This window comes from Dryocola sharpae (genome assembly GCF_051307055.1).
GTDB lineage: Bacteria > Pseudomonadota > Gammaproteobacteria > Enterobacterales > Enterobacteriaceae > Dryocola.
Genome location: NZ_CP149994.1, coordinates 4,277,061 through 4,303,667 on the forward strand (window position 1 = coordinate 4,277,061; position 26,607 = coordinate 4,303,667).

The following is a 26,607-nucleotide window of genomic DNA, read 5'->3' on the forward strand; positions in this document are numbered from 1 at the left end:
GATAAACGGCTCAGGATGGGGGATATTTCTGATTACAACCCGGGGCGGACGCCCAGGGTATGACAAATCGCGTAGCTCATCTCGGCGCGGTTTAGCGTATAGAAGTGAAAATCCTTCACCCCTTCACGGCTGAGAATTTTCACCATGTCCATCGCGATATTTGCGCCGACCATTTTGCGCGTTTCCGCATCATCATCCAGCCCTTCAAACATTTGCGCCATCCAGTGCGGCACGCGCACGTTGGTCATAGTGGCAAATTTATGCGCCTGTTTATAGTTACTGACCGGCAGAATACCCGGCACGATTTCCACATCAATGCCTGCCGCCGCGCAGCGGTCGCGAAAGCGCAGATAGCTTTCCACATCGAAGAAAAATTGGGTGATAGCTCGATTGGCGCCCGCGTCAATTTTACGCTTCAGGTTGATAAGATCGGCCTGCGCGCTTTTTGCTTCCGGATGAACCTCGGGATAGGCCGCGACCGAAATATCAAAGTCCCCCACCTCTTTGAGTAAGGTAACCAGATCGGAGGCATACATATCCGGCTTACCGCCGCCCGGCGGCAGGTCGCCGCGCAGAGCAACGATATGACGGATGCCGTTGTTCCAGTAATCCTGGGCGATGGTGCGCAGTTCATCGCGGGTCGCGTCAATACAGGTCAGGTGCGGCGCCGCTTCAAGACCGGTGCGGTCTTTGATTCCTTTAATAATGCTATGGGTGCGATCGCGTTCACCGGAGTTTGCACCGTAGGTGACGGAGACGAATTTAGGTTTCAGGCTGCTGAGCCTGTCGATTGAGCTCCACAGGGTCTGTTCCATCTCACTGGTACGCGGCGGGAAAAACTCAAAGGAAACGTTAATTTGTCCGGCTACTTCGGCCAGACTCTGATTCAGTGCTTCCCGCTGGTTGGCGTGAAAAAAGCTCATACCCTTACCTCATCAATCGCTTTTTAATAATGTGTTGTTGTGTTTGGTTGCTATCCAGACGTTTAGACGTCCAGATAGCAAGATGAAGGAAAAGGGACAGGCCGTCAACTGAAAAATCACCACACAAAGGGAGGAATTCTCAAGCAACGTGAAATTTTTTCAGGGTGCAGAAATAAGAAAGCGGGCGGATGAGGCTAACGCTTATCCGCCCTATAAATAGATGAACTGTTGTAGGCGGATAAGCAGCGCGCCATCCGCCAGGCATTACAGCAGCTGCGCCAGACGGTTGAGGTCCGACTGAATGGCGCCGGCGGTGACATCACGGCCAGCGCCGGGGCCGCGGATAACCAGCGGGTTATCGCGATACCAGCGGCTTTCAATGGCGAACACGTTGTCGCACGGCAACAGCGCCGCCAGAGGATGTTCAGTACGAACCGCCTCCACGCCAACACGCGCCTTGCCGTTCGCATCAAAGCGGGCCACGTAACGCAGCAGCAGCCCCATTTCCTGCGCGGCTTCAAACCGTTGCGCCATCTGCTCGTTAAGTTCATCGCCGTTCTCGAAGAAATAATCCACCGACCCTTCTTCACAACCGTTTGGCACCAGCGACTCTACGCGAACCTGATCGGGTTCGATGTCGTAACCCGCTTCGCGAGCCACGATAACCAGCTTGCGCATAACATCCTTACCGGAGAGGTCGACACGCGGGTCAGGTTCTGTCAGCCCCTGCTGCCAGGCCTGATCGACCAGATCGGTAAACGGCACGGTGCCATCGAACTGCAGGAACAGCCATGAAAGCGTGCCGGAGAAAATTCCGCTAATCGCCAGAATGGCATCGCCGCTATCGCGCAGATCGCGCACGGTATGGTTGACCGGTAAACCGGCGCCTACGGTGGCGTTATACAGCCAATGGCGGCCCGTTTTTTCAAACGCGTCGCGGATTTGGCGGTACTTCTGCCCGTTGCCCGCGCCCGCCAGCTTGTTGGCGCTGATGACGTGGAAACCGTGGCTTGCAAAATCGAGATACTGATCGGCAAGCTGCTCGCTTGCGGTAACGTCCAGCACCACTAAATCGTCGTACGGGTGCGCGCGCATCCACAGGAACAGGGATTCTTCATCCTGCTCTACCGCTTCATCATTAAAAAAGGCCAGCGCGCGGCTGGCATCCAGCCCTTCGTAGTTCAGCAGGCTGCGGCGGCTGTCCACCACCCCGGCGAGGATAAATTCAAAACCGGTGCGGGCGGAGATCGTTTCCTGCTCGCGGGCGAACAGCTCAAGCCAGCGAGAACCTATATTGCCTTTGCCAAACAGCACCAGACCGATACGCTTTTCCGCCCGGAACAGCGACTTGTGCAAGCCCTGAATCAGATTGACCGTCGGGCCGCCGCGCAGGACGGCAACCATGCTGATGCCATCCTCGGATTGCCAGATAAACTCAACCGGATGGTCTTTTAGCTGCTGCCAGAAACGGTGGCTGTGCAGCGGGTTACGGCAAACGCCTGCGCCTACCATTGCCACCAGCGCCAGGCCTTCGCGCAGCCGTAATTCGCCCGGTAGACCAGCATCCTGCAAAATTTGCAGCACGCTGCTCACCACTTCGGAGGTGTAGCAAAGCTGCAGCAGGTTACGATCGGGATGCACGCCAATGGACAAAGGACGCACCTGGGCGCGTTTGAGCAGCGTATCCAGCTCTTTTTGCGCCAGTTTGAAATCCTGCTGCGGGGCGATCTGAAACTCAATCAGGCAGACGTCATCATGGCTGGTGACAATGCGCGCTCCGGTACCGGAAGCCAGAACGCGTTCAATGCGGGTTGAGCCCTGCTCCGGGGAATAGCTGCAACGCAGTTGCAGATCGATATCGCTGCCAGAGACCGGCTGTAGCGTACGGGCATGCAGGACCGGGGCCGCCAGACGCGCCAGTTCGCTGGCCTCATCCAGACGCAGCAACGGCAGCAAACAGGCATCTTTTACCTTACGTGGATCGGCGCTGTAGACCCCGGCCACGTCGCTCCAGATGGTGACGCGGGAGACGCCCGCCAGCGCGCCGATTTGCGTTGCGGAATAGTCAGAGCCGTTACGGCCCAGCAGCACGGTTTCACCCGCGTCGTTACGGCAGATAAAGCCGGTAACCACGAGGCGTTTATGCGGATGCTGCGCCATCAGCTCCTGCAGCAGCGGCCAGGAAAGGCCTTCGTTAACCTGCGGCTGCGCCGCCCGCTCGGCACGCATGAATTCCCGCGCATCAAGCCAGGCGGCTTCAATACCCTGCTGATTCAGCACCGCCGACATCAGGCGCGCGGACCAGACCTCGCCGTGACCGACCACTTCGGCATACACCGCGTCGTTGATTTTGCCATCCAGCAAACCAGCGAGGCGCTCCAGGTCGTGAATAAATTCACCGATCAGGCTATCCGCAACTTCAGGCGGGAGCAGGCCGCTGATTAACTCGCTTTGATAACGACGCAGCGCCTGCTGGACCTGATGCGCAGATAGCCTGTCGCTCTGACTCAGCTGGAGCCAGCTGATAAGCTGGTTGGTGGTGCTGCCGGCGGCAGAAACCACCATCAGATCGCCAGGCCTGGAATACTCGGTCATGATACCCGCCACACGCAGATAACATTTTACGTCTGCAAGACTACTGCCGCCAAACTTGTGCAGTTGACGAACCGGCGTCCCTGCTGGTACTGAAACACTCATGCTTACCCCTCTCTTGCCACCCGGAAGGCATGTTCCAGGTCAGCGACTAAATCTTCGCCATCTTCAATACCGGTAGACACACGCAGCAGCATTTCGGAGATGCCGGCCGCAGCTCGCGCTTCCGGCGCCATGCCCGCGTGGGTCATGGTTGCCGCGTGGGAAATCAGGCTTTCGACGCCGCCCAGCGATTCCGCCAGCGTGAACAGCGACAGCCCGCTCAGGAAACGACGCAGCGTCTGCTCGTCCCCGTCCAGTTCAAAACTCAACATCGCGCCAAAACCTTTCTGCTGACGGGCAGCGATTTCATGCCCCTGGTTTTCCGGCAGCGATGGATGATACAGCTTTTTCACCAGCGGTTCTGTTTTCAGGAAATCGACAATCAACTGTGCATTACGTTGAGCCACTTCCATTCGCGGCGACAGGGTGCGTAACCCGCGCAGCAGCAGATAGCTGTCAAACGCGCTGCCGGTCACGCCGATATTATTCGCCCACCAGGCAAGTTCGGTGACAGTATCGGCGTCTTTGGCAATCACTACACCTGCCACCACATCAGAATGGCCGTTTAAATATTTGGTGCAGGAGTGCAGAACCAGATCTGCTCCCAGCGCCAGCGGATTTTGCAGCGCCGGGCTCAGGAAGGTGTTATCCACTACGCTGACTGCTCCGGCAGCACGCGCCGCGGCGCATATTTTCGCAATATCCACCACGCGCAACAATGGGTTGCTTGGGGTTTCTACCAGCACCAGCTTCGGTTTTTCAGCCAGCGCCGCGTTTAAAGCTGCCTCATCGCCCTGATCGACAAATAAAACACGGTACGCGCCGCGTTTTGCCAGGCTGTCAAAGAGGCGATAGCTACCGCCGTAGCAATCGTGGGGGGCCACAAGCAGGTCGCCGGGCTTCAGAAATACCGTGCTCACCAGGTGAATAGCCGACATGCCGGTATTCGTCATCACAGCGCCCGCGCCGCCTTCCAGTTCTGCCAGCGCGCGCTGTACTACGTCGCGCGTAGGGTTGCCACGGCGCGAATAATCATGCTCGCGCGGTTCATTAAACCCTGTGAAGTTATAGGTGCTGGAAAGGTGGATGGGCGGAACAACACAGCCGTATTGTTCGTCATCGTTCAAACCGCTGCGTACTGCGATGGTTGCCTGTTTGCGCGTCATGGTTTCCCTGATCCTTGCTGGTCGAATAAAGGTCAGGCATCAGAGTAAACATTGCCAAGTTGGACGTCAATACATCTGGACATCTAAACTTCTTTGCGTATAGATTGAGCAAACGCGAAATAGCCGTTAAAATTATATGCTTTAGCGTGCCAGAGTCGCAGACTGCGCAGGCGTCCGGGCTGTACACTAAGACAGATAATCGCTGAAATCGTGCCCCGCCCGGTTTGAGCATGTTTAATTGATAAGAGGATTAAAGGTATCTCATGGCTGAATGGAGCGGCGAATATATCAGCCCTTACGCTGAGCACGGGAAGAAGAGTGAACAAGTAAAAAAAATTACGGTTTCCATTCCTCTGAAGGTGTTAAAAATCCTCACCGATGAGCGCACCCGTCGCCAGGTGAACAACCTGCGCCACGCAACAAACAGTGAACTGCTGTGTGAAGCATTTCTGCACGCGTTTACTGGCCAGCCTCTGCCGAACGATGCGGATCTGCGTAAAGAACGTAGTGATGAAATCCCGGAAGAGGCGAAGGTAATTATGCGCGAGCTGGGAATTGACCCGGATACGTGGGAATACTAGGTAACAAATTACGGATACAAAAAAGGCGCCCCAGGGCGCCTTTCTCTTTCCATGCTGCGAAACTTATTTTTTCGCGCCTGGTACGCTGAAACGCTTGTTGAAGCGGTCAACACGGCCACCGGTAGCAACATCACGCTGTTTGCCAGTGTAGAACGGGTGGCATTCGCCACAAACGTCCAGGTTCAGATCGTGACCCGCAGTAGAGCGGATTTTGATAGAATTACCGCAAGAACAGTTTGCAGTAATTACGTCATATTTAGGGTGGATATCTTTTTTCATGGAAAACCTCAGGTCTAAGGCCGCGTCGCTCTTCCAGCCCTAACGCCAGACACCACGCGATGTTAATAAAGTAGGTTTATTCGAAGCCAAAACTGCGCATCAAAGGCGGCGAATCATACAGAATACAGCCGATGCATGCAAACTGATCCGCAATTTTGCGAACACACAGTGTACACTATCTTGTCTTTTTTATCAGCCCGGATGCTTTCATGCCTGTCGCTCACGTCGCCCTGCCGGTTCCACTTGCCCGTACCTTCGACTATCTGATCCCTGCTGGAATGCAGGTTGTGGCGGGTTGTCGCGTGATGGTGCCGTTTGGTAAACGGGAAGCCGTGGGCATTGTGGTTGCCGTAAGCGAAAAGAGCGAACTCCCGCTTAGCGATCTTAAACCCGTGGTTGATGTGCTGGATGGCGCTTCCTTATTTCCTCCTTCTTTATGGCGCGTTTTGCTGTGGGCAAAAGATTATTATCACCATCCCATTGGCGATGTGCTGTTTCATGCGCTGCCGATTTTGTTGCGTCAGGGGAAGCCCGCGCATCACGCGCCGCTGTGGTACTGGTTCGCCACGGAAGAAGGCAAAGCCGTCGATCTTAACGGCCTGAAACGAGCCCCTAAACAGCAGCAGGCGCTGGCGGCGGTGCGGCAAAAAAACATCTGGCGTCATCAGGTAAGCGAGATGGATATCAGCGAGCAAGGCTTGCAGGCGTTGCGAACCAAAGGGCTATGCGATCTGAAAAGCGCGGCGCCCGCAGCAGCTGACTGGCGCGACACCTATTCTGTCGCAGGCGAGCGCCTGCGTCTGAACACCGAACAAGCCACGGCGGTGGGCGCCATTCATAGCGCGGCGGATCGTTTTTCCGCCTGGCTGCTGGCAGGAATTACCGGTTCAGGCAAAACCGAAGTCTATTTGAGCGTGCTTGAAAATGTCCTCGCCCAGGGCAAGCAGGCGCTGGTTCTGGTGCCGGAAATCGGCCTGACGCCACAGACTATCGCCCGTTTTCGCGAGCGTTTTAATGCCCCTGTAGAAGTATTGCACTCGGGGCTGAACGACAGCGAGCGTCTTGCCGTCTGGCTGAAAGCGCGCAGCGGCGAGGCGGCGATCGTCATCGGCACCCGCTCCTCTCTTTTTACGCCGTTCTGCCGCCTTGGCGTCATTGTCATCGACGAAGAGCACGACAGCTCCTACAAGCAGCATGAAGGGTGGCGCTACCATGCCCGCGATTTGGCGGTATATCGCGCTCATGCGGAAGATATCCCGATTATTCTCGGCTCAGCGACGCCTGCGCTGGAAACGCTGCATAACGTCCGGCTCGGCAAATACCGCCAGCTACGCCTGACTAAACGCGCCGGAAACGCAAGCCCGGCGTCACAGCAAGTGGTGGATTTAAAAGGCCAGCCGCTTAAATCAGGCCTTGCGCCTGCGCTCATTCAGAAAATCGGGCAGCACTTAAAGGCGGATAATCAGGTCATTCTTTTTCTGAATCGCCGCGGTTTCGCCCCTGCTCTTTTGTGTCATGAGTGTGGGTGGATAGCGGAATGCCCGCGCTGCGACCACTATTTCACTCTCCATCAGGGTCAGCGGCAGCTTCGTTGCCACCACTGCGACAGCCAGCGACCCATTCCTAATCAGTGTCCGTGTTGCGGTTCAACCAATCTGGTACCGGTAGGGATGGGCACGGAGCAGCTTGAACAAAGCCTGGCTCCGCTGTTCCCCGGCGTGCCGCTTTCACGTATCGACCGCGATACCACCAGCCGTAAAGGCGCGCTTGAGCAGCAGTTAGCCGAGGTCCATCGCGGCGGCGCGCGTATTCTTATCGGCACGCAGATGCTGGCGAAAGGCCACCATTTCCCTGACGTCACCTTAGTCGCGCTGCTGGACGTTGACGGGGCGCTGTTCTCAGCAGATTTTCGCGCCGCCGAACGCTTTGCCCAGCTTTACGTGCAGGTTTCGGGCCGGGCGGGCCGGGCGGGCAAACAGGGCGAAGTGGTGTTGCAAACCCACCATCCTGAGCACCCTTTGCTGCAAACCCTGCTGGCCCAGGGCTATGACGCCTTCGCAGATCAGGCGCTGGTTGAGCGACAGACGGTATTTTTACCGCCGTTTACCAGCCACGTTATCTTCCGGGCTGAAGATCAAAACAACCAGCAGGCGCCGCTGTTCCTGCAACAGCTACGCAATTTACTGGAATCCAGCCCGCTACGCGATGAACAGCTGTGGATCATGGGACCGGTGCCTTCGCTCCAGCCAAAGCGCGGGGGCCGCTTCCGCTGGCAAATCCTTCTTCAACATCCGTCACGCGCCCGCTTACAGCGTCTGATAAGCCACTCCCTGGCGCTGGTGAACACCCTTCCTGAATCGCGAAAAGTGAAGTGGGCGCTGGATGTCGATCCGATTGAGAGCTAGCGCGTAGCCGACCGGTTATGCGAAGCGGATCGAAAAATTCTGCACCCGTCACATTTTTGATGAAATTTTTGTAACAGGCGGCAGCAATATTCTGCTAAGAATGACAGTACGATCGGGCATAAAGGATGTGTCAAGGTCTGCGGAGTGCAAGCGAGGAGAAGAAGTTGAAGCCGAAGAGTCAGGTTGTCAATGCAACCATGAAGGATGTTGCCGTACAGGCGAAAGTATCAACAGCAACGGTATCCCGTGCATTAATGAACCCGGATAAGGTCTCGCAAAGCACGCGTAGCCGGGTAGAGCAGGCTGCAATAGAAGTGGGTTATCTACCTCATTCGTTAGGCCGCAACGCAAAGCGTAACGAATCACGCACGATTCTGGTGATTGTGCCGGATATCTGCGATCCGTTCTTCAGCGAGATCATTCGCGGCATTGAAATTACCGCCGCTGAACAGGGTTACCTGGTGCTGATTGGCGATTGCGCCCATCAGAATCAGCAGGAAAAAACGTTCATCGATCTGATAATCACTAAGCAAATTGACGGCATGTTGCTGCTTGGCTCGCGCCTGCCGTTTGATGCAAGCCTTGAAGAGCAACGAAATCTGCCGCCGATGGTGATGGCCAACGAATTTGCGCCAGAGCTGGAGCTGCCGACGGTGCATATCGACAATCTCACCGCTGCGTTTAACGCCGTTTATTATCTGCAGCAGCTGGGCCACGAAAGAATTGCCTGCATTGCCGGGCCGGAAGAGATGCCCCTGTGTCATTACCGCCTGCAGGGATACGTTCAGGCTTTGCGCCGTACGGGTATGGTCGTCGATCCGCATTATATCGCGCGCGGTGACTTTACTTTTGATGCCGGTGCGACAGCCGTTGCGCAGCTTTTATCGCTCCCCGTTCCGCCAACGGCGATCTTTTGCCACAGCGACGTTATGGCGCTGGGCGCGCTTTCACAGGCCAAACGTAGCGGGCTGCGCGTCCCGGAAGATTTATCTATTATGGGCTTCGATGACATTGCCTTATCGCAATTTTGCGATCCGCCGCTCACCACGGTCCAGCAGCCGCGTTTCGATATCGGACGGGAAGCTATGTTGTTGCTATTAGATCAGCTACACGGTGAAATCGTTAGCAGCGGATCGCGCCTGCTGGACTGCGACCTCATTGAGCGAGGGAGCACCAGCGCGCCGGGCGCAAGAAAATGAACCGCTTTAGGACTCCCTAATCTGGTCAAAGGGACGCCCCTTAAGTAACATGGCGGGCTGACAAACGAATAAATACAGCGAATCGATAGTGGCACAAAAAGATTATGTACGCCGCGGGCAATCGGCAGGGACACGGCGCAAAAAGAGTACCTCCCGCAAAAAGCAACGTAACCTGCCATCCGTCTCGCCGACAATGGTCGCCATTGCGGCCGCCGTTCTGGTGACCTTTATTGGCGCCCTGTACTTCATTACCCATCATAAAAAAGAGGAAAGTGAAGTCCTGCCGGGCCATAAGGTGACCGGAAATGGCCTTCCGCCGAAGCCTGAAGAGCGCTGGCGCTACATTAAAGAACTGGAAAATCGCCAGCCTGGCGTACGCACCCCAACCGAGCCTACGGCCGGCGGCGAAGTGCAGAACAAAGACCAGCTCACCAACGAACAGCGTCAACTTCTGGAGCAGATGCAGGCGGATATGCGCCAGCAGCCGACACAGTTGAACGAAGTGCCGTGGAACGAACAAACTCCGGCCCAGCGCCAGCAAACGCTGCAGCGCCAGAGGCAGCTACAACAGCAGGTGCAGCAGCGAACTGTGCAACAGCAATGGAATACGCAGCAGCAACAGCCCCGCGTGCAGCAGCGCGTAACCGAACAGCCTTATCAGCAGCCGCGTGCTGTGCAACAAACGCAGCAGCAGTCACGTCCTGCTCAGCAACAACAGCAACCGCGTACGACGGCTGCGCCTCAGCCGTATCAGGATTTGCTGCAAACGCCGCCGCATAGCGCTCAGCAGCGTGCTCCGGGGCAAACCACGCAGGCTCGTGAGCAGGCGCAGACGCAGCCAAAAGCCGCACCGGTTAGCCGCGAGCCTGAAACAGCAAAAGCTGCTCCAGCCGCGCGCGAGAAAAAGGATGAAAAACGCTGGATGGTGCAGTGCGGCTCCTTTAAAGGTAGCGAGCAGGCGGAAACGGTTCGTGCGCAGCTTGCTTTTGAAGGGTTTGATTCACGTATCACCACCAACAACGGCTGGAATCGCGTGGTGATCGGTCCCATCAAAGGCAAAGAGAATGCAGACGGCACGCTTAATCGTCTGAAGATGGCTGGTCACTCCAGCTGCATTCGTCTCGGCGGGGGTTGAAACCCCCAAAATCCCCCCCATCTATAATTGCATTCAGCCCCGGACCCGATCCGGGGCACGTATTAAGCTGATGCAATAAGGGGTCTGCTCGTGACAACAATAGTAAGTGTGCGCCGCAACGGCCATGTCGTAATCGGTGGTGATGGTCAGGCCACGCTCGGCAACACCGTAATGAAAGGCAACGTGAAAAAAGTTCGCCGCCTCTATAACGACAAAGTCATTGCCGGCTTTGCGGGCGGCACGGCCGATGCCTTCACTCTGTTCGAACTCTTTGAACGCAAACTCGAAATGCATCAGGGCCACCTGGTGAAGGCCGCCGTCGAGCTGGCTAAAGACTGGCGTACCGACCGTATGCTGCGCAAGCTTGAAGCGCTGCTGGCCGTAGCCGATGAAAACGCGTCGCTTATCATCACCGGCAACGGTGACGTTATTCAGCCGGAAGATGACCTTATCGCCATCGGTTCCGGTGGCCCGTACGCGCAGGCCGCCGCCCGCGCCCTGCTGGAAAATACCGAGCTGGGCGCGCGCGACATCGTTGAGAAATCGCTGGGGATCGCCGGTGATATCTGCATCTACACCAACCATTTCCATACTATCGAAGAATTAGCGTCTAAGGCGTAAGGATCCCCCATGTCTGAAATGACTCCGCGCGAAATTGTCAGCGAGCTGAACAAACACATCATCGGCCAGGACAACGCCAAGCGTTCCGTGGCAATTGCGCTGCGTAACCGCTGGCGCCGTATGCAGCTGGACGAAGAGCTGCGCCATGAAGTAACGCCAAAAAACATTCTGATGATCGGCCCAACCGGCGTCGGTAAAACCGAAATCGCGCGCCGTCTGGCGAAACTGGCCAATGCGCCGTTCATCAAAGTCGAAGCCACCAAGTTTACCGAAGTGGGCTATGTTGGTAAGGAAGTCGACTCTATCATTCGCGATCTGACCGATTCCGCGATGAAAATGGTGCGCCTGCAGTCTATCGAGAAAAATCGTTACCGCGCTGAAGAGATGGCCGAAGAGCGCATTCTTGACGCGCTGATCCCACCGGCGAAAAACAACTGGGGCCAGAACGAAACGGCGCCGGAGCCATCGGCCGCTCGTCAGTCATTCCGTAAAAAGCTGCGCGAAGGCCAGCTGGACGACAAAGAAATCGAAATCGATCTGGCTGCAGCGCCGATGGGCGTTGAGATCATGGCGCCTCCTGGCATGGAAGAAATGACCAGCCAGCTGCAGTCCATGTTCCAGAATCTGGGCGGCCAGAAGCAGAAACCGCGCAAGCTGAAAATCAAAGATGCGATGAAGCTGCTGATTGAAGAAGAAGCGGCCAAGCTTGTGAATCCGGAAGAGCTGAAGCAGGACGCGATTGACGCGGTTGAGCAGCACGGCATCGTGTTTATCGATGAGATAGATAAAATCTGTAAGCGCGGCGGCAACAGCTCCGGCCCGGATGTTTCCCGCGAAGGCGTTCAGCGCGACCTGCTGCCGCTGGTTGAAGGCTGCACCGTTTCTACCAAGCACGGCATGGTGAAAACTGACCATATCCTGTTTATCGCCTCCGGCGCGTTCCAGGTGGCAAGCCCTTCCGATCTGATCCCGGAATTGCAGGGCCGTCTGCCGATTCGCGTTGAGCTGCAGGCGCTGACCGTGGAAGATTTCGAACGCATTCTGACTGAGCCAAACGCTTCCATTACCGTGCAGTACAAAGCGCTGATGGGAACGGAGGGCGTGAACATCGACTTTACCGAAGACGGTATCCGTCGTATCGCTCAGGCGGCATGGCAGGTGAATGAATCTACCGAGAACATCGGCGCGCGTCGTCTGCATACCGTCCTCGAGCGTCTGGTAGAGGATATCTCTTACGAAGCCAGCGATCTGAGCGGCCAGTCCATTATTATTGATGCTGATTATGTGAGTAAGCACCTGGATGAGCTGGTAGCAGATGAAGACCTGAGCCGTTTTATCCTATAATCGCGGCCAACGTATTTTCTTCATTGCAAATGGAGGGCTTATGCCCTCCATTTTTTTATCACTGGCATCCATAACTATGAACGATTCGCACTCTGTAAGTATAACGAAGGCCTGGCTGGAAAGTCTGCGTCTCCGCACCCTGCCGCTGGCTTTTGCCTCTATCGTCTGCGGCTCCGCGCTGGCGTACTGGCAGGGGGTATTTGATCCTGCGGTGGCCGGCCTTGCCCTGCTGACGGCGGGGCTGCTGCAAATCCTCTCCAACCTTGCGAATGATTATGGTGATGCGGTAAAGGGCAGCGATAAGGAAGATCGCATCGGACCTTTGCGCGGAATGCAAAAAGGCATCATTACTCAGGCGCAAATGAAGCGCGCGCTGTTGATCACCGTCGTGCTTATCTGCCTGTCCGGCCTGGCTCTGGTTGCCGTTGCCTGCCATACCCCGGCCGACTTCTTCGGTTTTCTGCTGCTCGGCCTGGCTTCTATCGTGGCGGCAATTACCTACACGGTTGGCACTCGTCCGTATGGCTATATGGGGCTGGGCGATATTTCCGTGCTGGTCTTCTTCGGCTGGCTGAGCGTGGCGGGAAGCTGGTATCTTCAGGCCCATACGCTTGCGCCGCTGGTGTTCCTGCCGGCGACAGCCTGCGGCTTGCTGGCAACGGCTGTTTTAAATATCAACAACTTGCGCGATATCGACGGCGACCGCGAGAACGGTAAAAACACGCTGGCGGTTCGTCTGGGACCAGCTGGAGCCCGCCGCTACCATGTTTGCCTGCTGATGGGCGCGCCGCTGTGTCTGGCGGTATTTAATCTGGTTTGGCTGAAAAGCCTGTGGGGATGGCTGTTTGTGCTGGCGACGCCGCTTCTCATCAAGCAGGCCATTTACGTCACGCGTGAAATGGAGCCTGCCGCTCTTCGTCCGATGCTTGAGCGTACGGTAAAAGCAGCATTGCTGATTAACCTGTTGTTTGCGTTAGGCGTTGTGCTCAGCAAGGGGCATTTTTAGCTGACAAATATCAATTAACAATTGATGATTTTGCCAACAGTTAACATTAAGCGATATACTGACAACTCCTGCAGCAACAGAACTTAAATCCTATGAAATATGATACTTCCGAGCTTTGCGACATCTACCAGGAAGATGTTAACGTCGTTGAACCGCTGTTTTCCAACTTTGGCGGACGGTCGTCTTTTGGCGGGCAAATCATTACGGTGAAATGTTTCGAGGACAACGGGTTGCTGTACGATCTGCTCGAACAACAAGGCCGTGGCCGTGTTCTGCTGGTCGACGGCGGCGGTTCTGTACGCCGTGCCCTGGTTGACGCTGAACTGGCGCGTCTTGCGGCACAAAACGAGTGGGAAGGTATTGTGGTCTACGGCGCGGTGCGCCAGGTGGACGATCTGGAAGAGCTGGATATCGGCATTCAGGCTATTGCCGCCATTCCCGTCGGCGCCGCGGGTGAAGGCATCGGCGAAAGCGATATTCGCGTTAATTTTGGCGGCGTAACCTTCTTCTCCGGCGATCACCTTTACGCGGACAACACCGGCATTATCCTTTCCGAAGATCCGCTTGATATCGAATAAGCCGATCTCACTATGCAAAACGGGCGCCCTGGGGCGCCCGTTTTCTTTTAGCCGACCGGGGCCTTACACTTCTTCCATTTTGCCCAGCAGCGCGTGCAGACGCTCCTGCCAGACATGCTGTTGTTCTTTCAGCGAATTATTCTCGCGGATCAGCTCTTCGTGATTGCCCTGCGCCTGCTGTATTTCCTGAACCAGGCTGTTGTTTTTCTCTTTCAGCTCTTCGATTTCCATCTGCAACAACGTGATAGTGTCAATCGCCTGCTGTACTTTCGATTCCAGTTTCTCAAAAACTTCAAATGACATGTCAAATCTCTCCTGAATTGCAAGGCGTTGATGGATGGCTATCCTCGTCCCGGCGCTACCGGCGACGCCTTTGTGAATATATGCGCACCACGCAGCGTTTCCCCGATTGTAAGTAGCGCCGCATCGCGTGTCCAGCGGCTTCCCGCGCTCTTTGCTTAACATGACGTTTTTCAGCATATACCGAAAGACTTCACGTGACTTAATCGTTAATTGTTAAAAAACAGGTTAACGGGACCTGACCATCCCCCTGTTCTCACTGTGTGATAATGCTCATTTTTTAGCGCGTAAACGCGCATTTTCATGACGGAAGCCACAGTTTTTAAGTTCGATATTTCTCGTTTATGTTCGTTAACGATAAATTAACACCATGCCTACATGGCACAGGGGTGGCAGGGATGCTCAAATCACCATAACCATCAATTTTGCCTTCAGGACCCTACTATGAGTCAGACAGCTTCACCAACTTTAAAAGGCCAGTGCATCGCAGAGTTCATGGGTACCGCGCTGTTGATTTTCTTCGGCGTGGGATGCGTTGCCGCATTAAAAGTCGCAGGCGCCGTCTTTGGACAGTGGGAAATCAGCTTCATCTGGGGTTTGGGAGTGGCGATGGCTATCTACTTAACCGCCGGCGTTTCTGGTGCGCATCTCAACCCTGCCGTTACCATCGCCCTGTGGCTGTTCGCCTGCTTTGATAAACGGAAAGTCGTGCCGTTTATTGTGTCGCAGGTCGCAGGCGCATTCTGCGCCGCAGCGCTGGTATACGGCCTGTATTACAATCTGTTCCTTGATTACGAGCAGACCCATCACATGGTACGCGGCAGCGTGGAAAGCCTGGACTTAGCCGGCATCTTCTCCACCTACCCGAATCCGCACATCAACCTGGGGCAGGCCTTTGCCGTAGAAATGGTCATTACCGCCATTCTGATGGGTTTGATTCTGGCGCTGACCGACGATGGCAACGGCGTTCCACGCGGGCCGCTGGCGCCTTTGCTGATAGGCTTGCTGATTGCCGTGATCGGCGCCTCAATGGGTCCGCTGACCGGCTTTGCCATGAACCCGGCGCGTGATTTTGGTCCAAAAATTTTCGCCTGGCTGGCAGGCTGGGGCGATATTGCCTTTACCGGCGGCAAAGAGATTCCTTACTTCCTGGTGCCCATTTTTGGCCCGCTGACGGGTGCCGTGCTGGGCGCATTCGGATATCGTAAATTGATTGGTCACCACCTGCCGTGCGACGTTTGCGAAGACGTTGCAGAGAAAACGCCGGGCGCATCTACACAACAAAACGCTTCTTAAGCAACACTGACTTCGGGACAACTTTATGACCACTGAAAAAAAGTACATCGTCGCGCTCGACCAGGGCACCACCAGCTCCCGTGCCGTCGTCCTGGATCATGACGCCAATATCGTCAGCGTGTCACAGCGTGAATTTGAGCAAATCTACCCTAAGCCCGGCTGGGTCGAGCACGATCCGATGGAAATCTGGGCCTCCCAGAGCTCCACGCTGGTAGAAGTGCTGGCGAAAGCCGATATCAGCTCCGATCAGATTGCCGCCATTGGCATCACCAACCAGCGCGAAACCGCGATTGTCTGGGAACGCGAAACCGGTAAACCGATCTACAACGCTATCGTCTGGCAGTGCCGCCGCACGGCAGAAATCTGCGAGCAGCTTAAGCGTGACGGCATGGAAGAGTACGTGCGTAGCACCACCGGTCTGGTGGTGGACCCGTATTTTTCCGGCACCAAAGTGAAGTGGATCCTCGACCACGTAGAAGGGTCACGCGAGCGCGCCCGTCGTGGCGAGCTGCTGTTCGGAACGGTGGATACCTGGCTTATCTGGAAGATGACCCAGGGACGCGTGCACGTGACCGATTACACCAACGCCTCGCGCACGATGTTGTTCAACATTCACGATCTGGACTGGGACGACAAAATGCTGGACGCGCTGGATATTCCACGCGCCATGCTGCCGCAGGTCCGTAAGTCTTCTGAAATTTACGGCCAGACCAACATCGGCGGTAAAGGCGGCACGCGTATTCCGATCGCCGGTATCGCAGGCGACCAGCAGGCGGCGCTGTTTGGCCAGCTCTGCGTGAAAGAAGGCATGGCGAAAAATACCTACGGCACCGGCTGCTTTATGCTGATGAATACCGGCGAGAAAGCCGTAACCTCAAGCCATGGTCTGCTGACAACTATCGCCTGCGGCCCACGCGGCGAAGTGAACTACGCTCTGGAAGGCGCGGTGTTTATGGCCGGCGCATCCATTCAGTGGCTGCGCGACGAGATGAAGCTGATAGGCGACGCCTTTGACTCCGAATATTTCGCCACCAAAGTGAAAGATACCAACGGCGTGTACGTGGTTCCTGCCTTTACCGGACTCGGCGCGCCTTACTGGGATCCATATGCACGCGGCGCAATCTTCGGCCTGACGCGTGGGGTGAATTCAAACCACATCATCCGCGCTACGCTGGAATCCATCGCTTATCAAACCCGCGATGTGCTCGAAGCAATGCAGGCGGACTCAGGTATTCGCCTGCACGCATTACGCGTGGACGGCGGCGCAGTAGCCAACAATTTCCTGATGCAGTTCCAGTCCGATATCCTTGGCACTCGCGTAGAGCGTCCTGAAGTACGTGAGGTAACGGCTCTGGGTGCCGCTTATCTGGCAGGTCTGGCGGTTGGCTTCTGGCAGAACCTGGACGAAGTGAGCGAAAAGGCCGTTATCGAAAAAGAGTTCCGCCCGGGTATCGAAACCACCGAGCGCAACTTCCGTTACGCAGGCTGGAAAAAAGCCGTTAAACGCGCGCTTGCATGGGAAGAGCACGACGAAGATTAATCTCTTTCCAGGGCCCCGGATGGGGCCTTTTTTATACCCCTTCACGGCCCGGGTTTTCCCGGCTATCTCCCGCCTGTGCTACACTCCGTCGCAATTGAGCTTGCTAAATGAGTATGTAATGAAACGAGAACTTGCGATCGAATTTTCCCGCGTAACGGAAGCGGCCGCGCTTGCCGGTTATAAATGGCTGGGCCGTGGCGACAAGAATATCGCTGACGGAGCGGCCGTGCACGCCATGCGCATTATGCTTAATCAGGTCAATATCGACGGCCAGATTGTGATTGGCGAAGGGGAAATCGACGAAGCGCCGATGCTCTATATCGGCGAGAAAGTGGGAACCGGACAAGGCGATGCGGTAGATATTGCCGTTGACCCAATTGAAGGCACCCGCATGACGGCGATGGGCCAGGCCAACGCGCTGGCGGTGCTGGCCGTCGGCGATAAAGGCAGCTTCCTGAACGCGCCCGATATGTATATGGAAAAACTGATTGTCGGCCCCGGCGCGCGCGGCGTTATCGATCTCAGCCTGCCGCTTGCGCAAAATCTGCATAACGTTGCCATCGCACTCAACAAGCCGCTCAGCGAGCTTACCGTGACCATCCTTGCTAAGCCGCGCCATGATGCAACCATTGCCGAAATGCAAACACTAGGCGTGCGCGTTTTCGCTATTCCTGACGGCGACGTTGCAGCGTCGATTCTGACCTGCATGCCGGACAGCGAAGTGGACGTAATGTACGGCATCGGCGGCGCGCCTGAAGGCGTGATTTCCGCAGCGGTTATCCGGGCGCTGGATGGCGATATGCAAGGTCGCCTGCTGGCTCGCCATCACGTTAAAGGCGACAGCGAAGCAAACCGTCGTATCGGCGAGCAGGAGCTGGAACGCTGTAAAGCGATGGGCATTGAGGCCGGAAAGGTTCTGAAGCTGGACGATATGGCGCGCAACGATAACGTGGTCTTTTCAGCCACCGGCATCACCAAAGGCGATCTGCTCGAGGGCATCACGCGTAAAGGCAATATGGCGACAACGGAAACGCTGCTGATTCGCGGCAAATCGCGCACCATTCGCCGCATTAAATCCATCCATTATCTCGATCGTAAAGATCCGGACGTGCAGGCCCATATTCTGTAAGGCCGCCGTTTGTCTGATTGAGCTTTCCAGCCCGTACCGGCTGGAAATCTTTCACTATTCTGGTGAAGATAAGATAAGAGCAACAACAGGAGCGCAACATGGCGGATTGGGTTAAAGGTAAAGTTACTCAGGTTCAGCACTGGACCGATTCTCTCTTCAGCCTCACGGTTCAGGCTCCTGTCGCCCCGTTTACCGCCGGGCAGTTTACCAAGCTTGGGCTGGAAATTGACGGCGAACGCGTGCAGCGCGCCTATTCCTACGTCAACGCGCCGGGCAATCCCAATCTCGAATTCTATCTGGTGAACGTGCCGGAAGGTAAACTCAGCCCGCGCCTGCATGTGATGAAACCGGGCGACGAAGTGATGATAGTGAGTGAACCCGCCGGGTTCTTTGTTCTGGATGAGATCCCTGACTGCAAAACGTTGTGGATGCTGGCTACCGGCACCGCGCTTGGACCTTATCTTTCTATCCTGCAGGAAGGTAAAGATCTCGAACGTTTTGAGAATATCGTGTTGCTGCACGCCGTGCGCTATGCCAGCGATCTCAGCTATCTGCCGTTAATGCAGGAGCTGCAGCAGCGCTACAACGGCAAACTACGCATTCAGACCGTAGTCAGCCGTGAAACCATTGCCGGTACGCTAACCGGGCGAGTGCCGGCATTGATTGAAAGCGGCGAGCTGGAAGCGGCGGTTGGGCTGCCGATGGATGTTGAAACCAGCCATGTGATGCTGTGCGGCAACCCGCAAATGGTGCGCGATACCCAGCAGTTGCTGAAAGATACCCGGCAGATGAGCAAACACCTGCGCCGTCGTCCGGGCCATATGACCGCCGAGCACTACTGGTAAACTCAGCGGTATTTTACTTCGCTTGTCTCTTTGCCGAACCGGTTTTCGCCCTGGGTGCCGACGAACGCGCCCAGGTCCATGATCATCATTACCAGAATCAGCGTCGGGATGAAGCGCCCCAGCCCCCACTGCGCCACGCTGCCGAAAACTTCCCAGTTACCCGCCAGAAGCAACCACGCCGGAATAAACAGCAGCGCCCACCAGCCTTTCTTATTGCGATCGTGCAGGCGTTTAACAATCACCGCAGCCGTGGGAATCAATGAGCCGCATAAAAAGAAGCCGGCGGTGGAATAAGGCATAATGTTGGCCCCGGCCAGGGTAAACAACATCGCCAGGCCGGCAATCCAGACGCCGATCCAAATCCAGAAATCGCGACGCCCGATACGTCCTTTAAAAGAGAACAGCCAAAGCTGTATGGTCATGATAAGGTTCCTGTAAGTTTTGCGGCGTAGTGTACCCTGGTAGCGCCTGGTTTTGACAAGCCAACGGATTGCCGATTTAATCAGTGCCATGAATGACAGGAGAAGTTGTTGATGAAATATCTGCTCTGCACCCTTGTGCTGATCGCGCTGCCTGTTGCGGTGAGTCGGGCAGATCCACCGTCTGAAACGCCGCCTGGCTTACCTCCGGCGCCTTATCTGCTACCCGGCTCGCCCACATTCGATCTGACGATTACGCAGTTTCGCGAAAAATTTAATATCGATAACCCGAAGCTGCCGATCGGTGAATTCCGCGCCATCGACTCCAGCCGGGATAAGGCGAACCTGACGCGGGCGGCCAGCAAGATCAACGAAAATCTCTACGCCTCTACGGCGCTGGAACGCGGCACGCTGAAAATCAAATCTATCCAGATAACCTGGCTGCCCATTCAGGGGCCGGAGCAGAAAGCCGCGCGCGCAAAGGCGCTGGAGTATATGGCGGCGCTTCTGCGCAGCTTCACGCCGATATTTTCTCAGCAGCAAAGCCAGGAAAGGCTTAACGCCTTGCTCAGCGCCGGGAAAAACAAACGCTACTTTGCCCAGACCGAAGGCGCGCTTCGCTATGTTGTAGCGGACAACGGCGAAAAAGGACTAACTTTCGCGGTTGAACCGATTAAGCTTACGCTTTCTGAAGCGCTAAACAACGGCGATTAAATGACAAAAAGCAAAGCCTTCGGCCCCCTGAGTCTCTATACTGTTTCACAGACCACGCTGCCCTGAAGGCAGCCATTCTTTTATTTGCATGACCTTGTGGAGAATTAAAATGCGACATCCTTTAGTGATGGGTAACTGGAAACTGAACGGCAGCAAGCACATGGTTAACGAGCTGATCGCAGGCCTGCGCAAAGAGCTGTCTGGCGTTGACGGTTGCGGCGTAGCGATTGCCCCTCCCGCCATGTACCTGGACCTTGCAAAACATGCAGCTTCCGGTAGCCACATTGTGCTGGGTGCTCAGAACGTTGACGTTAACCTCTCTGGCGCATTCACCGGTGAAGTGTCCGCCGAAATGCTTAAAGATATCGGTGCGAAATACATCATCATCGGTCACTCCGAGCGCCGCACTTATCACGCCGAATCTGACGAGCTGATTGCGAAGAAATTTGCCGTGCTGAAAGAAGTCGGCCTGACGCCGGTGCTGTGCATCGGCGAAACCGAAGCAGAAAACGAAGCGGGCAAAACTGAAGAAGTTTGTGCTCGTCAGCTTGACGCTGTTCTGAAATCTCAGGGCGCGGCGGCTTTCGAAGGCGTGGTTATCGCTTACGAACCAGTATGGGCAATCGGTACCGGCAAATCAGCAACCCCTGCGCAGGCGCAGGCGGTGCACAAATTCATCCGCGATCATATCGCTAAAGCCGATGCGAAAGTGGCTGAACAGGTCATCATCCAGTACGGCGGTTCCGTTAACGATAAAAACGCAGCCGAGCTGTTTGCCCAGCCGGATATCGACGGCGCGCTGGTTGGCGGTGCTTCCCTGAAAGCTGACGCTTTCGCGGTTATCGTTAAAGCTGCGGCCGAAGCTAAAAAAGCGTAATTAACGCAGAAAGGTAAAAGGCTCCGCAAGCGGAGCCTTTTTTATAGCTGGCCTGTCAGCCTGAACCAGCCGTAATCCAGCGGCATCAGCGCTATAAAGGTTACCAGCGCCAGCGTCAGGCAGAGCTTAAGCCCGGCTTTTGCGGGCACCTTCCCTAACGCCATTGCCACCACGATTGGCGAAGCCATATACGGCAGCAGCGGCGTTGAATATCCCAGCACCTGTACCATAATCACCGATAACAGCGGGAACCCCGTTGCCTGCGAAAAACTCTCTGCAAGGGTGGTATACAGCGCCGGCACGCCGTTTGCCGTAACGATGAAGTTCAGCAGGCTGGTAATGCCCGTCAGCGCGGCAAAGCTGGTAAAGGGACGCCCGGCATCAAGCGGCATTACAGCGAGTAATTTTTCCCCCATCACGCTGCCCAATCCGGTTGCCGTCACCGTGGAAGCCAAAGCCAGAATGCCTGCCACGTAAAAGCAGGTGCGCACGTTTACCCCGCTGGCAAATTCTTCGCTGGAGATAAATCCAATGCGCGGCAGGAGCGTAATACAGGCGGCGACAAGCCCCACCCAGGCCGGGCCAATACCGTGCAGGCTTTCGCTAATCCAAAGCATCAGGACTGCCGCAAGCAGCCAGGCCAGGCGTTTCTCATCACGGCTCATGGTGCCAGGCTGGTCAATTTTCTCCACGGCCTGAGGCTTACCGGGAAAGAGCCAGCAGATCAGGCCGATGAGGATCAGCCCCTTTAAAATCCCCAGCACTGGCGTATGCAGCCAGAGATAAGGCAGATAGTTGAGATGAATACCGTAAGCGCCTTCTGCTGCCCCGCTCATCACCAGATTAGGCACGTTGGCAGGCAGGATCGTGGCGGAGAGCTGGAAGGTACCGAAGCCGACGGCCAGCGCCAGGCCAAACCAGGCGCGCGAACCCTCCAAAATACCGGCGCGTTTCGCCATCGCCGCCACAATCGGCATCAGCAGAGCGATGCGTCCCATATTTGAAGGCATCACAAAAGCAAGCGCATAGCTGAGTAACACAACGCTTCCGACCATTCGCACCCAGGAATCCGTCAGATTTGCAGAAATTACCCTTGCCGCCCGATCCGCAAGACCAGTTTTGCGGATAGCGATTCCCAGAACAAAACCGCTAAATACCAGCCAGAAAGCTGAAGAGGCAAAACCGCTGAAGATAACTTCTGCCGGGGCGATTTTTGCCACCATTGCCACGGCAAAGAAGAGCAACGCCGTAAGGTATTCAGGCAGCGCGGACGTAGCCCAGAGCGCGATGGTAACAAGGATAATCAACGCAGGAAGAAACAAAGGATGGATAAACCAGTGCGACATACCTGTCTCCGGTAGATTTTTTCAGCAGTCTACGGGGACAAAGGCGTGCTGTAAACGGACGCTCGCCTCCCAAAAAGGGGGGGCTAATGGTAATGGATTTCACCAAAGTAGTCGGACAGCACATAGTAACGACAGTACTCAAACGGTCTCTCCTCTCCGGCCATAAAAGTCTGGCGTGCGACGGAAAGCAGCGGTTTATTTGCCGAAATCTGTAGTTTTTCACAGAGATCGTCCCCCGGCAAAATAGCCTCTACTTTTTCTATCGCTGAGTCGCTTGTCACATCCAGAAGCTGGTAGAGCGAGGTGTGCTCCAGCGCCTCCGCCGTAAGCGTTAAACCCGGAAAGAACGACAGGTCGAGATAGATTTTCTCGTGGTTGAACGGGCGGTTATTGAGGTAGCGAATACGTGAGATATAAAGGTAATGGTGATGAGCTGGCAGACTGAGTCCGTCCTCCTGCGCATCGCGGGCGCGACGCGGGGCAATCTCGATAATTCGGTTCTCTACGGCAACGCTGGCGTCGCGCAGATCGCTGGTAATACCGCGAAAGGTATGACCGTAGCTTACGCCTTCCGGCACCGCGCTGACGACAGAGCCGCTGCCGCGCTGAGAGGTGATAATGCCGGCATTGATAAGCTCGCTCCAGGCCTGCTTTACCACAATCAGCGAGACGTTATAACTCTGAGCGAGCGCTTTTTGCGTGGGCAACTGGCTGCCTAACGGCAGGGTGCCGTTCTGAATCTGCTTGCAGATGATGTAAAACAGCTGCTTATACAGCGGAGTGAAACTCGTTTTATCAACCTGCAAGCTGTTTACCTCAAAAGTCTGCCAGCCGGGGGAAGGTTATCGCCGCCCCCGTAGGCGTTGCGTTAGCCCGTAATCTGCCTGGCGAGCGCAGCCAAATCGAAATGGTTCATACGGTCAATGATGGTTAAGTAGTCGGCAGGAAAAGCGCCGGCACCGTGGAAGGCGCCGGAAAGCGCCCCAACCATAGTGGCAACAGTATCGGTATCATTGCCGATATTAACGCCGGAAATAATAGCATCAACGGCGGAATGCGGACAACATGCGAACAGGCCGAACGCCGCAGGCACCGCCTCGCTGACATGCAGCCCGGAGCCAATAATATCAGCAAGTTCGACAATCGCTGTTTCCCAGCTTGCATGACGCTTGCCGATAGAAACCGCCAGCTCAATACGCCGTGCAACAGACGGACCCGCCACCATCATCGCCCCCTGCTCTTGCGCCAGCCTGTAGCCTCTGTCAGCCCCGTAGATACCGGCCGCGATAATACTGTCTGCGCTGGTGACGCTTTGCAGCGCTTCGCTGGTTGCCGCCGCCATCGCCGCCGCGCCAGACATCGCCAGCACGTTATTATGAGTGAAACGACAGATATCCAGCGCGGCCTGAACAGACGACTCAATATCGCCGGGATGCAGTACCGCAGCCGGCCAGATTTTCATTGCAGCGCCGTTGGTGGCCTCCGCATTGCCTTTATTAACGATCTGTACCGACTGCTTTTCCCCCTCCAGCTCCCCCTGCAGTGAGGCCCGGTTATCGTTAAAAATGGCTTTCATGGCGGCCCTGGTGGTTGGCCCGGTAAAGTTGGCATAGAAGGGATATTGCAGCCAGCGTTGAAATGCTTCGCGCATAGCTGCATCGCTCACCTGGCGGTGATGTTGTAATAATGCGTCGATAATGTATTTGGCCTGGATAAAATCGTCGGTGCACATACCGGCCTCATTACAGCGCCCGAAGGTATCTGCCGGCGGCTTTTCAAAACCGGTCACCCAGCCGCCGAAGTAGTCACGGATTTGCTGCTGGGTACGTACCTCAGTTGCGGCGCCCATGGCGTCGGCCGCAGCGGCACCAATCAGGCACCCCAGAATTTTATCGTTTTCAACTTTCATAAATTACTCCTGATGGTTTGATGTTATTTTCCTGCGAAAGGCGGCAAGCTGCTCCGGGTAAGGCAGCGCGGTCATAGCGCCCTTTGCCGTCACCGCCATCGCGCCGCAGACATTGGCGTTATCAATGGCCTCCGCAAGGAGCCGGAGATCCCAGCGCGCCGATCGTGAAAGGGTGTAAAGCAGACCGCCGACAAAGGCGTCTCCCGCGCCGGTGGTATCGACCACCGCGATTTCCGGCGCCGGAAAAGTAAACTCGCCGTCCGGCGATACCAGCAGGGCGCCTTCTGCACCCAGCGAAATGATGGTGGTATCGCAACCCAGCTCGCGGATGAGATGGCGGGCATCCTGCCAACGGTCCACCTGGCCCAGCCAGCACAGCTCATCGTCTGACACTTTACAGATGGAGGCCAGGCCGATTGCCTTAGCGATAAGCGGCCTAATCTCAGCGGCGTCACGCCACATGCTGACGCGCAGATTGACATCGAACATTACGTGTCCGCCCGCCGCCCTTATCCTTTTTGCTCCCTCAAGGCACGCTTCACGGGCCGGGCTGTCCGTCAGCCCAATCGAGCTGAAACAGAGCCACTCGCTGGCGTTAAACTTGGGCAGATCCTGCAGAGAAACGAAAGTATCCGCGCCGGGATGGACGAGATAGGTAAAACTGCGCTCGCCCTCCGCTGTAAGGTTAACAATCAACACCGCGCTGGTTTGCTGCGGATCGAGGCGCAAAGAAGCCACGCCAACGCCGTTATCCCTGAGCGTCTGCTGCAGAAAACGGCCCGTATCGTCATCGCCCAGGCAGCCAATAAATTCGCAGCGGCCTCCCTGCCGCGCCACGCAAACCGCTACGTTTGCGGAAGCGCCGCCGGGGCATTTCAGATAGCTATCGGCTCCCTCCGGCACCAGATCGACAGAGGCATCGCCAATGACCCAGACTTTATTGAGATGGTGCATCTACGCCTCCTCAGGCCTACCGCATCGCCAGCTCGGCCTGGATTGCCCGGTAACACTGATTATTAATAAGATACTTTTTCATCAGCAGGCCGGTCGCCAGGTGGAACACCGCGGGGATTATCGTCATCATTAATGCAATGCCGGTCAGTGAACGGGCGCTCTGCTGCACTTCCGCCTGATAGCCGAAATGGCTTAACAGGAAGCCCAGCACGCCGCCGGCGATCCCCATGCCGAATTTCTGGAAGAACAGAATGCCGCCAAACGCCAGGCCGGAAACACGCAGGCCGGTTTTCTTCTCGCCGTAATCCACCGCCTCGGCAATTGAGGACCAGAAGACCGGCATTTGCATGTCGCAGAAGAAGTTAATGAGAAAATAAAAGACGAATGCGAGCACCAGGTTCTGCTGGCCGACACAGAAATACATCGCAATGCTCAGGGCAAAGGTCATCAGCTGGGTATAACGGAACATTTTGATTTTGTCCCAGAATCGCGTCACCCAGGTGGTGGCGATCATGGCCAGAATGGAAGCCACCACGCCGGTGGTCAGGAAGGGCGAAATCAGACTGTCACCGCCCTGCAGATAATATTTGGCGTAATAAGCCGCGACCGAACCGCGGATCACATAGCCGCACATCAGCAGCATGATCACCACGCCCAGAATCACCCACTGGTCGTTACGCAGCAGGTTCGTGAATTGCTGCTTTACGCTAAGCGAAGGCAGTTCAGGTTCGCTGCGTTCACGGGTGGTCAGGAAACAGAAGATAAACAGTATCGACCCCATTGCTCCCATCAGCCCCATTGAGAGCTGATAACCCAGCGCTTTGTTGCCCTGCCCCAGCCAGATAGCCAGCATGGGCACCACAATCGTCACCAGAAACGCGGCGATCTTAGTCATCACGAACCGGTAGCCGTTGGCGCTGAGACGTTCATCCGGATCGTTAGTGATCACCCCGATCATCGAGATATAGGGAATGGTGATGGCGGTGTAGACCAGCGTCATCAGGATGTAGGTAAAATAGGCCCACGCCAGCTTCGCCGTATAGGCCGCATCCGGCGTGATGAACATCAGATAAACGGCGAAGCCAAACGGGATAGCGAACCACAGTAACCAGGGACGGTAACGCCCCCAGCGCGAGGAAACCTTATCGGTGAGCATTCCCATCGCCGGGTCGATAACGGCATCGATCATACGCACCACGACCAGCAACACGCCGACATCCGCCGCCCGCAGGCCATAAATATCGGTGTAAAAATATGCCAGCAGAAGCTGCATAGCGACGATAACTACGTTAATCGCCATATCTCCGGCGCCAAAACCAATTTTTTCCACGATAGACAGTTTCATAT

General features: G+C 55.8%; 25 protein-coding genes. 14 read left to right on the forward strand and 11 right to left on the reverse strand.

All coding sequences use genetic code 11. The annotated features are described in order from the left end of the window. Positions 1–32 precede the first annotated feature (32 nt). The 3 genes from metF to metB form a co-directional block, all read right to left on the reverse strand. Complete coding sequence (metF, locus tag WLO31_RS20385) at positions 33–923, reverse strand: methylenetetrahydrofolate reductase (RefSeq protein ID WP_435928319.1); 891 nt, start codon at positions 921–923, stop codon at positions 33–35. A gap of 264 nt (positions 924–1,187) precedes the next feature. After that, positions 1,188–3,620 (reverse strand): bifunctional aspartate kinase/homoserine dehydrogenase II, encoded by a 2,433-nt coding sequence (locus WLO31_RS20390; protein ID WP_435928320.1) that lies wholly within the window; start codon positions 3,618–3,620, stop codon positions 1,188–1,190. A 2-nt stretch (positions 3,621–3,622) separates the two neighbouring features. Then, positions 3,623–4,783 carry a cystathionine gamma-synthase gene (gene metB / locus WLO31_RS20395; RefSeq protein ID WP_435928321.1) on the reverse strand — a complete coding sequence of 387 codons (1,161 nt, stop codon included), beginning with the start codon at positions 4,781–4,783 and terminating at the stop codon, positions 3,623–3,625. 263 nt (positions 4,784–5,046) lie between these two features. Here metB and metJ point away from each other — a divergent pair, with 263 nt between their 5' ends. Next, the gene (gene metJ, locus WLO31_RS20400; RefSeq protein ID WP_031523354.1) at positions 5,047–5,364 is read left to right on the forward strand and encodes a met regulon transcriptional regulator MetJ; all 318 of its coding nucleotides are present in this window, start codon (positions 5,047–5,049) and stop codon (positions 5,362–5,364) included. Positions 5,365–5,427: 63 nt separating this feature from the next. Here metJ and rpmE read toward each other — a convergent pair whose 3' ends face one another. Further along, positions 5,428–5,643, reverse strand: coding sequence for a 50S ribosomal protein L31 (rpmE, locus tag WLO31_RS20405; protein ID WP_167614712.1), 216 nt, complete (start codon positions 5,641–5,643; stop codon positions 5,428–5,430). A gap of 209 nt (positions 5,644–5,852) precedes the next feature. On the opposite strand from rpmE, the gene priA reads away from it, so the two are divergent. From priA to rraA, 7 genes are all read left to right on the forward strand, one after another. Beyond that, positions 5,853–8,048 (forward strand): primosomal protein N', encoded by a 2,196-nt coding sequence (priA, locus tag WLO31_RS20410; protein ID WP_435928322.1) that lies wholly within the window; start codon positions 5,853–5,855, stop codon positions 8,046–8,048. 164 nt (positions 8,049–8,212) lie between these two features. Continuing rightward, the gene (cytR, locus tag WLO31_RS20415; protein WP_435928323.1) at positions 8,213–9,247 is read left to right on the forward strand and encodes a DNA-binding transcriptional regulator CytR; all 1,035 of its coding nucleotides are present in this window, start codon (positions 8,213–8,215) and stop codon (positions 9,245–9,247) included. Positions 9,248–9,335: 88 nt separating this feature from the next. Next, on the forward strand, positions 9,336–10,382 hold the full coding sequence (ftsN, locus tag WLO31_RS20420) for a cell division protein FtsN (RefSeq protein WP_435928325.1): 1,047 nt from the start codon (positions 9,336–9,338) through the stop codon (positions 10,380–10,382). A 90-nt stretch (positions 10,383–10,472) separates the two neighbouring features. Continuing rightward, on the forward strand, positions 10,473–11,003 hold the full coding sequence (hslV, locus tag WLO31_RS20425) for an ATP-dependent protease subunit HslV (protein WP_034461419.1): 531 nt from the start codon (positions 10,473–10,475) through the stop codon (positions 11,001–11,003). Between the two features lie 9 nt (positions 11,004–11,012). Beyond that, positions 11,013–12,347 carry an HslU--HslV peptidase ATPase subunit gene (gene hslU, locus WLO31_RS20430; protein ID WP_435928326.1) on the forward strand — a complete coding sequence of 445 codons (1,335 nt, stop codon included), beginning with the start codon at positions 11,013–11,015 and terminating at the stop codon, positions 12,345–12,347. Between the two features lie 76 nt (positions 12,348–12,423). Further along, a complete protein-coding gene (gene menA / locus WLO31_RS20435) occupies positions 12,424–13,353 on the forward strand; it encodes a 1,4-dihydroxy-2-naphthoate polyprenyltransferase (protein ID WP_435928327.1) in 930 nt (309 codons plus the stop codon). A gap of 92 nt (positions 13,354–13,445) precedes the next feature. After that, positions 13,446–13,931 carry a ribonuclease E activity regulator RraA gene (gene rraA, locus WLO31_RS20440; RefSeq protein ID WP_167614705.1) on the forward strand — a complete coding sequence of 162 codons (486 nt, stop codon included), beginning with the start codon at positions 13,446–13,448 and terminating at the stop codon, positions 13,929–13,931. Between the two features lie 63 nt (positions 13,932–13,994). Here the strand turns inward: rraA and zapB are convergent, their stop codons facing one another. After that, positions 13,995–14,234, reverse strand: coding sequence for a septal ring assembly protein ZapB (gene zapB / locus WLO31_RS20445; protein ID WP_167614704.1), 240 nt, complete (start codon positions 14,232–14,234; stop codon positions 13,995–13,997). Between the two features lie 441 nt (positions 14,235–14,675). Here zapB and WLO31_RS20450 point away from each other — a divergent pair, with 441 nt between their 5' ends. The 4 genes from WLO31_RS20450 to fpr all read left to right on the forward strand — a co-directional run bounded on the left by WLO31_RS20450 (position 14,676) and on the right by fpr (position 19,041). Beyond that, complete coding sequence (locus tag WLO31_RS20450; RefSeq protein ID WP_435928328.1) at positions 14,676–15,527, forward strand: MIP/aquaporin family protein; 852 nt, start codon at positions 14,676–14,678, stop codon at positions 15,525–15,527. Between the two features lie 25 nt (positions 15,528–15,552). Further along, positions 15,553–17,067: a glycerol kinase GlpK gene (glpK, locus tag WLO31_RS20455; RefSeq protein WP_435928329.1), complete on the forward strand. Its 1,515-nt coding sequence runs from the start codon at positions 15,553–15,555 to the stop codon at positions 17,065–17,067. A 118-nt stretch (positions 17,068–17,185) separates the two neighbouring features. After that, entirely contained in the window at positions 17,186–18,196 is a 1,011-nt protein-coding gene (glpX, locus tag WLO31_RS20460; RefSeq protein WP_435928331.1) for a class II fructose-bisphosphatase, read from the forward strand. A gap of 98 nt (positions 18,197–18,294) precedes the next feature. Beyond that, positions 18,295–19,041 (forward strand): ferredoxin--NADP(+) reductase, encoded by a 747-nt coding sequence (fpr, locus tag WLO31_RS20465; protein ID WP_435928332.1) that lies wholly within the window; start codon positions 18,295–18,297, stop codon positions 19,039–19,041. Between the two features lie 2 nt (positions 19,042–19,043). Here fpr and WLO31_RS20470 read toward each other — a convergent pair whose 3' ends face one another. Then, entirely contained in the window at positions 19,044–19,463 is a 420-nt protein-coding gene (locus WLO31_RS20470; protein ID WP_435928333.1) for a DUF805 domain-containing protein, read from the reverse strand. Between the two features lie 111 nt (positions 19,464–19,574). Here WLO31_RS20470 and WLO31_RS20475 point away from each other — a divergent pair, with 111 nt between their 5' ends. Then, positions 19,575–20,174 carry a YiiQ family protein gene (locus WLO31_RS20475; protein ID WP_435928334.1) on the forward strand — a complete coding sequence of 200 codons (600 nt, stop codon included), beginning with the start codon at positions 19,575–19,577 and terminating at the stop codon, positions 20,172–20,174. 109 nt (positions 20,175–20,283) lie between these two features. Then, positions 20,284–21,051, forward strand: a complete 768-nt coding sequence (gene tpiA / locus WLO31_RS20480) for a triose-phosphate isomerase (RefSeq protein ID WP_435928335.1) — start codon at positions 20,284–20,286, stop codon at positions 21,049–21,051. Positions 21,052–21,092: 41 nt separating this feature from the next. Here tpiA and WLO31_RS20485 read toward each other — a convergent pair whose 3' ends face one another. The 5 genes from WLO31_RS20485 to WLO31_RS20505 all read right to left on the reverse strand — a co-directional run bounded on the left by WLO31_RS20485 (position 21,093) and on the right by WLO31_RS20505 (position 26,605). Then, complete coding sequence (locus tag WLO31_RS20485) at positions 21,093–22,397, reverse strand: SLC13 family permease (protein ID WP_435928337.1); 1,305 nt, start codon at positions 22,395–22,397, stop codon at positions 21,093–21,095. 83 nt (positions 22,398–22,480) lie between these two features. Then, positions 22,481–23,203: a GntR family transcriptional regulator gene (locus WLO31_RS20490; RefSeq protein ID WP_435928338.1), complete on the reverse strand. Its 723-nt coding sequence runs from the start codon at positions 23,201–23,203 to the stop codon at positions 22,481–22,483. A gap of 62 nt (positions 23,204–23,265) precedes the next feature. Then, the gene (locus WLO31_RS20495; protein WP_435928339.1) at positions 23,266–24,306 is read right to left on the reverse strand and encodes an ADP-ribosylglycohydrolase family protein; all 1,041 of its coding nucleotides are present in this window, start codon (positions 24,304–24,306) and stop codon (positions 23,266–23,268) included. A 3-nt stretch (positions 24,307–24,309) separates the two neighbouring features. Beyond that, a complete protein-coding gene (locus WLO31_RS20500) occupies positions 24,310–25,260 on the reverse strand; it encodes an aminoimidazole riboside kinase (protein ID WP_435928340.1) in 951 nt (316 codons plus the stop codon). Positions 25,261–25,276: 16 nt separating this feature from the next. After that, a complete protein-coding gene (locus WLO31_RS20505) occupies positions 25,277–26,605 on the reverse strand; it encodes an MFS transporter (protein ID WP_435928342.1) in 1,329 nt (442 codons plus the stop codon). Positions 26,606–26,607 lie beyond the last annotated feature (2 nt).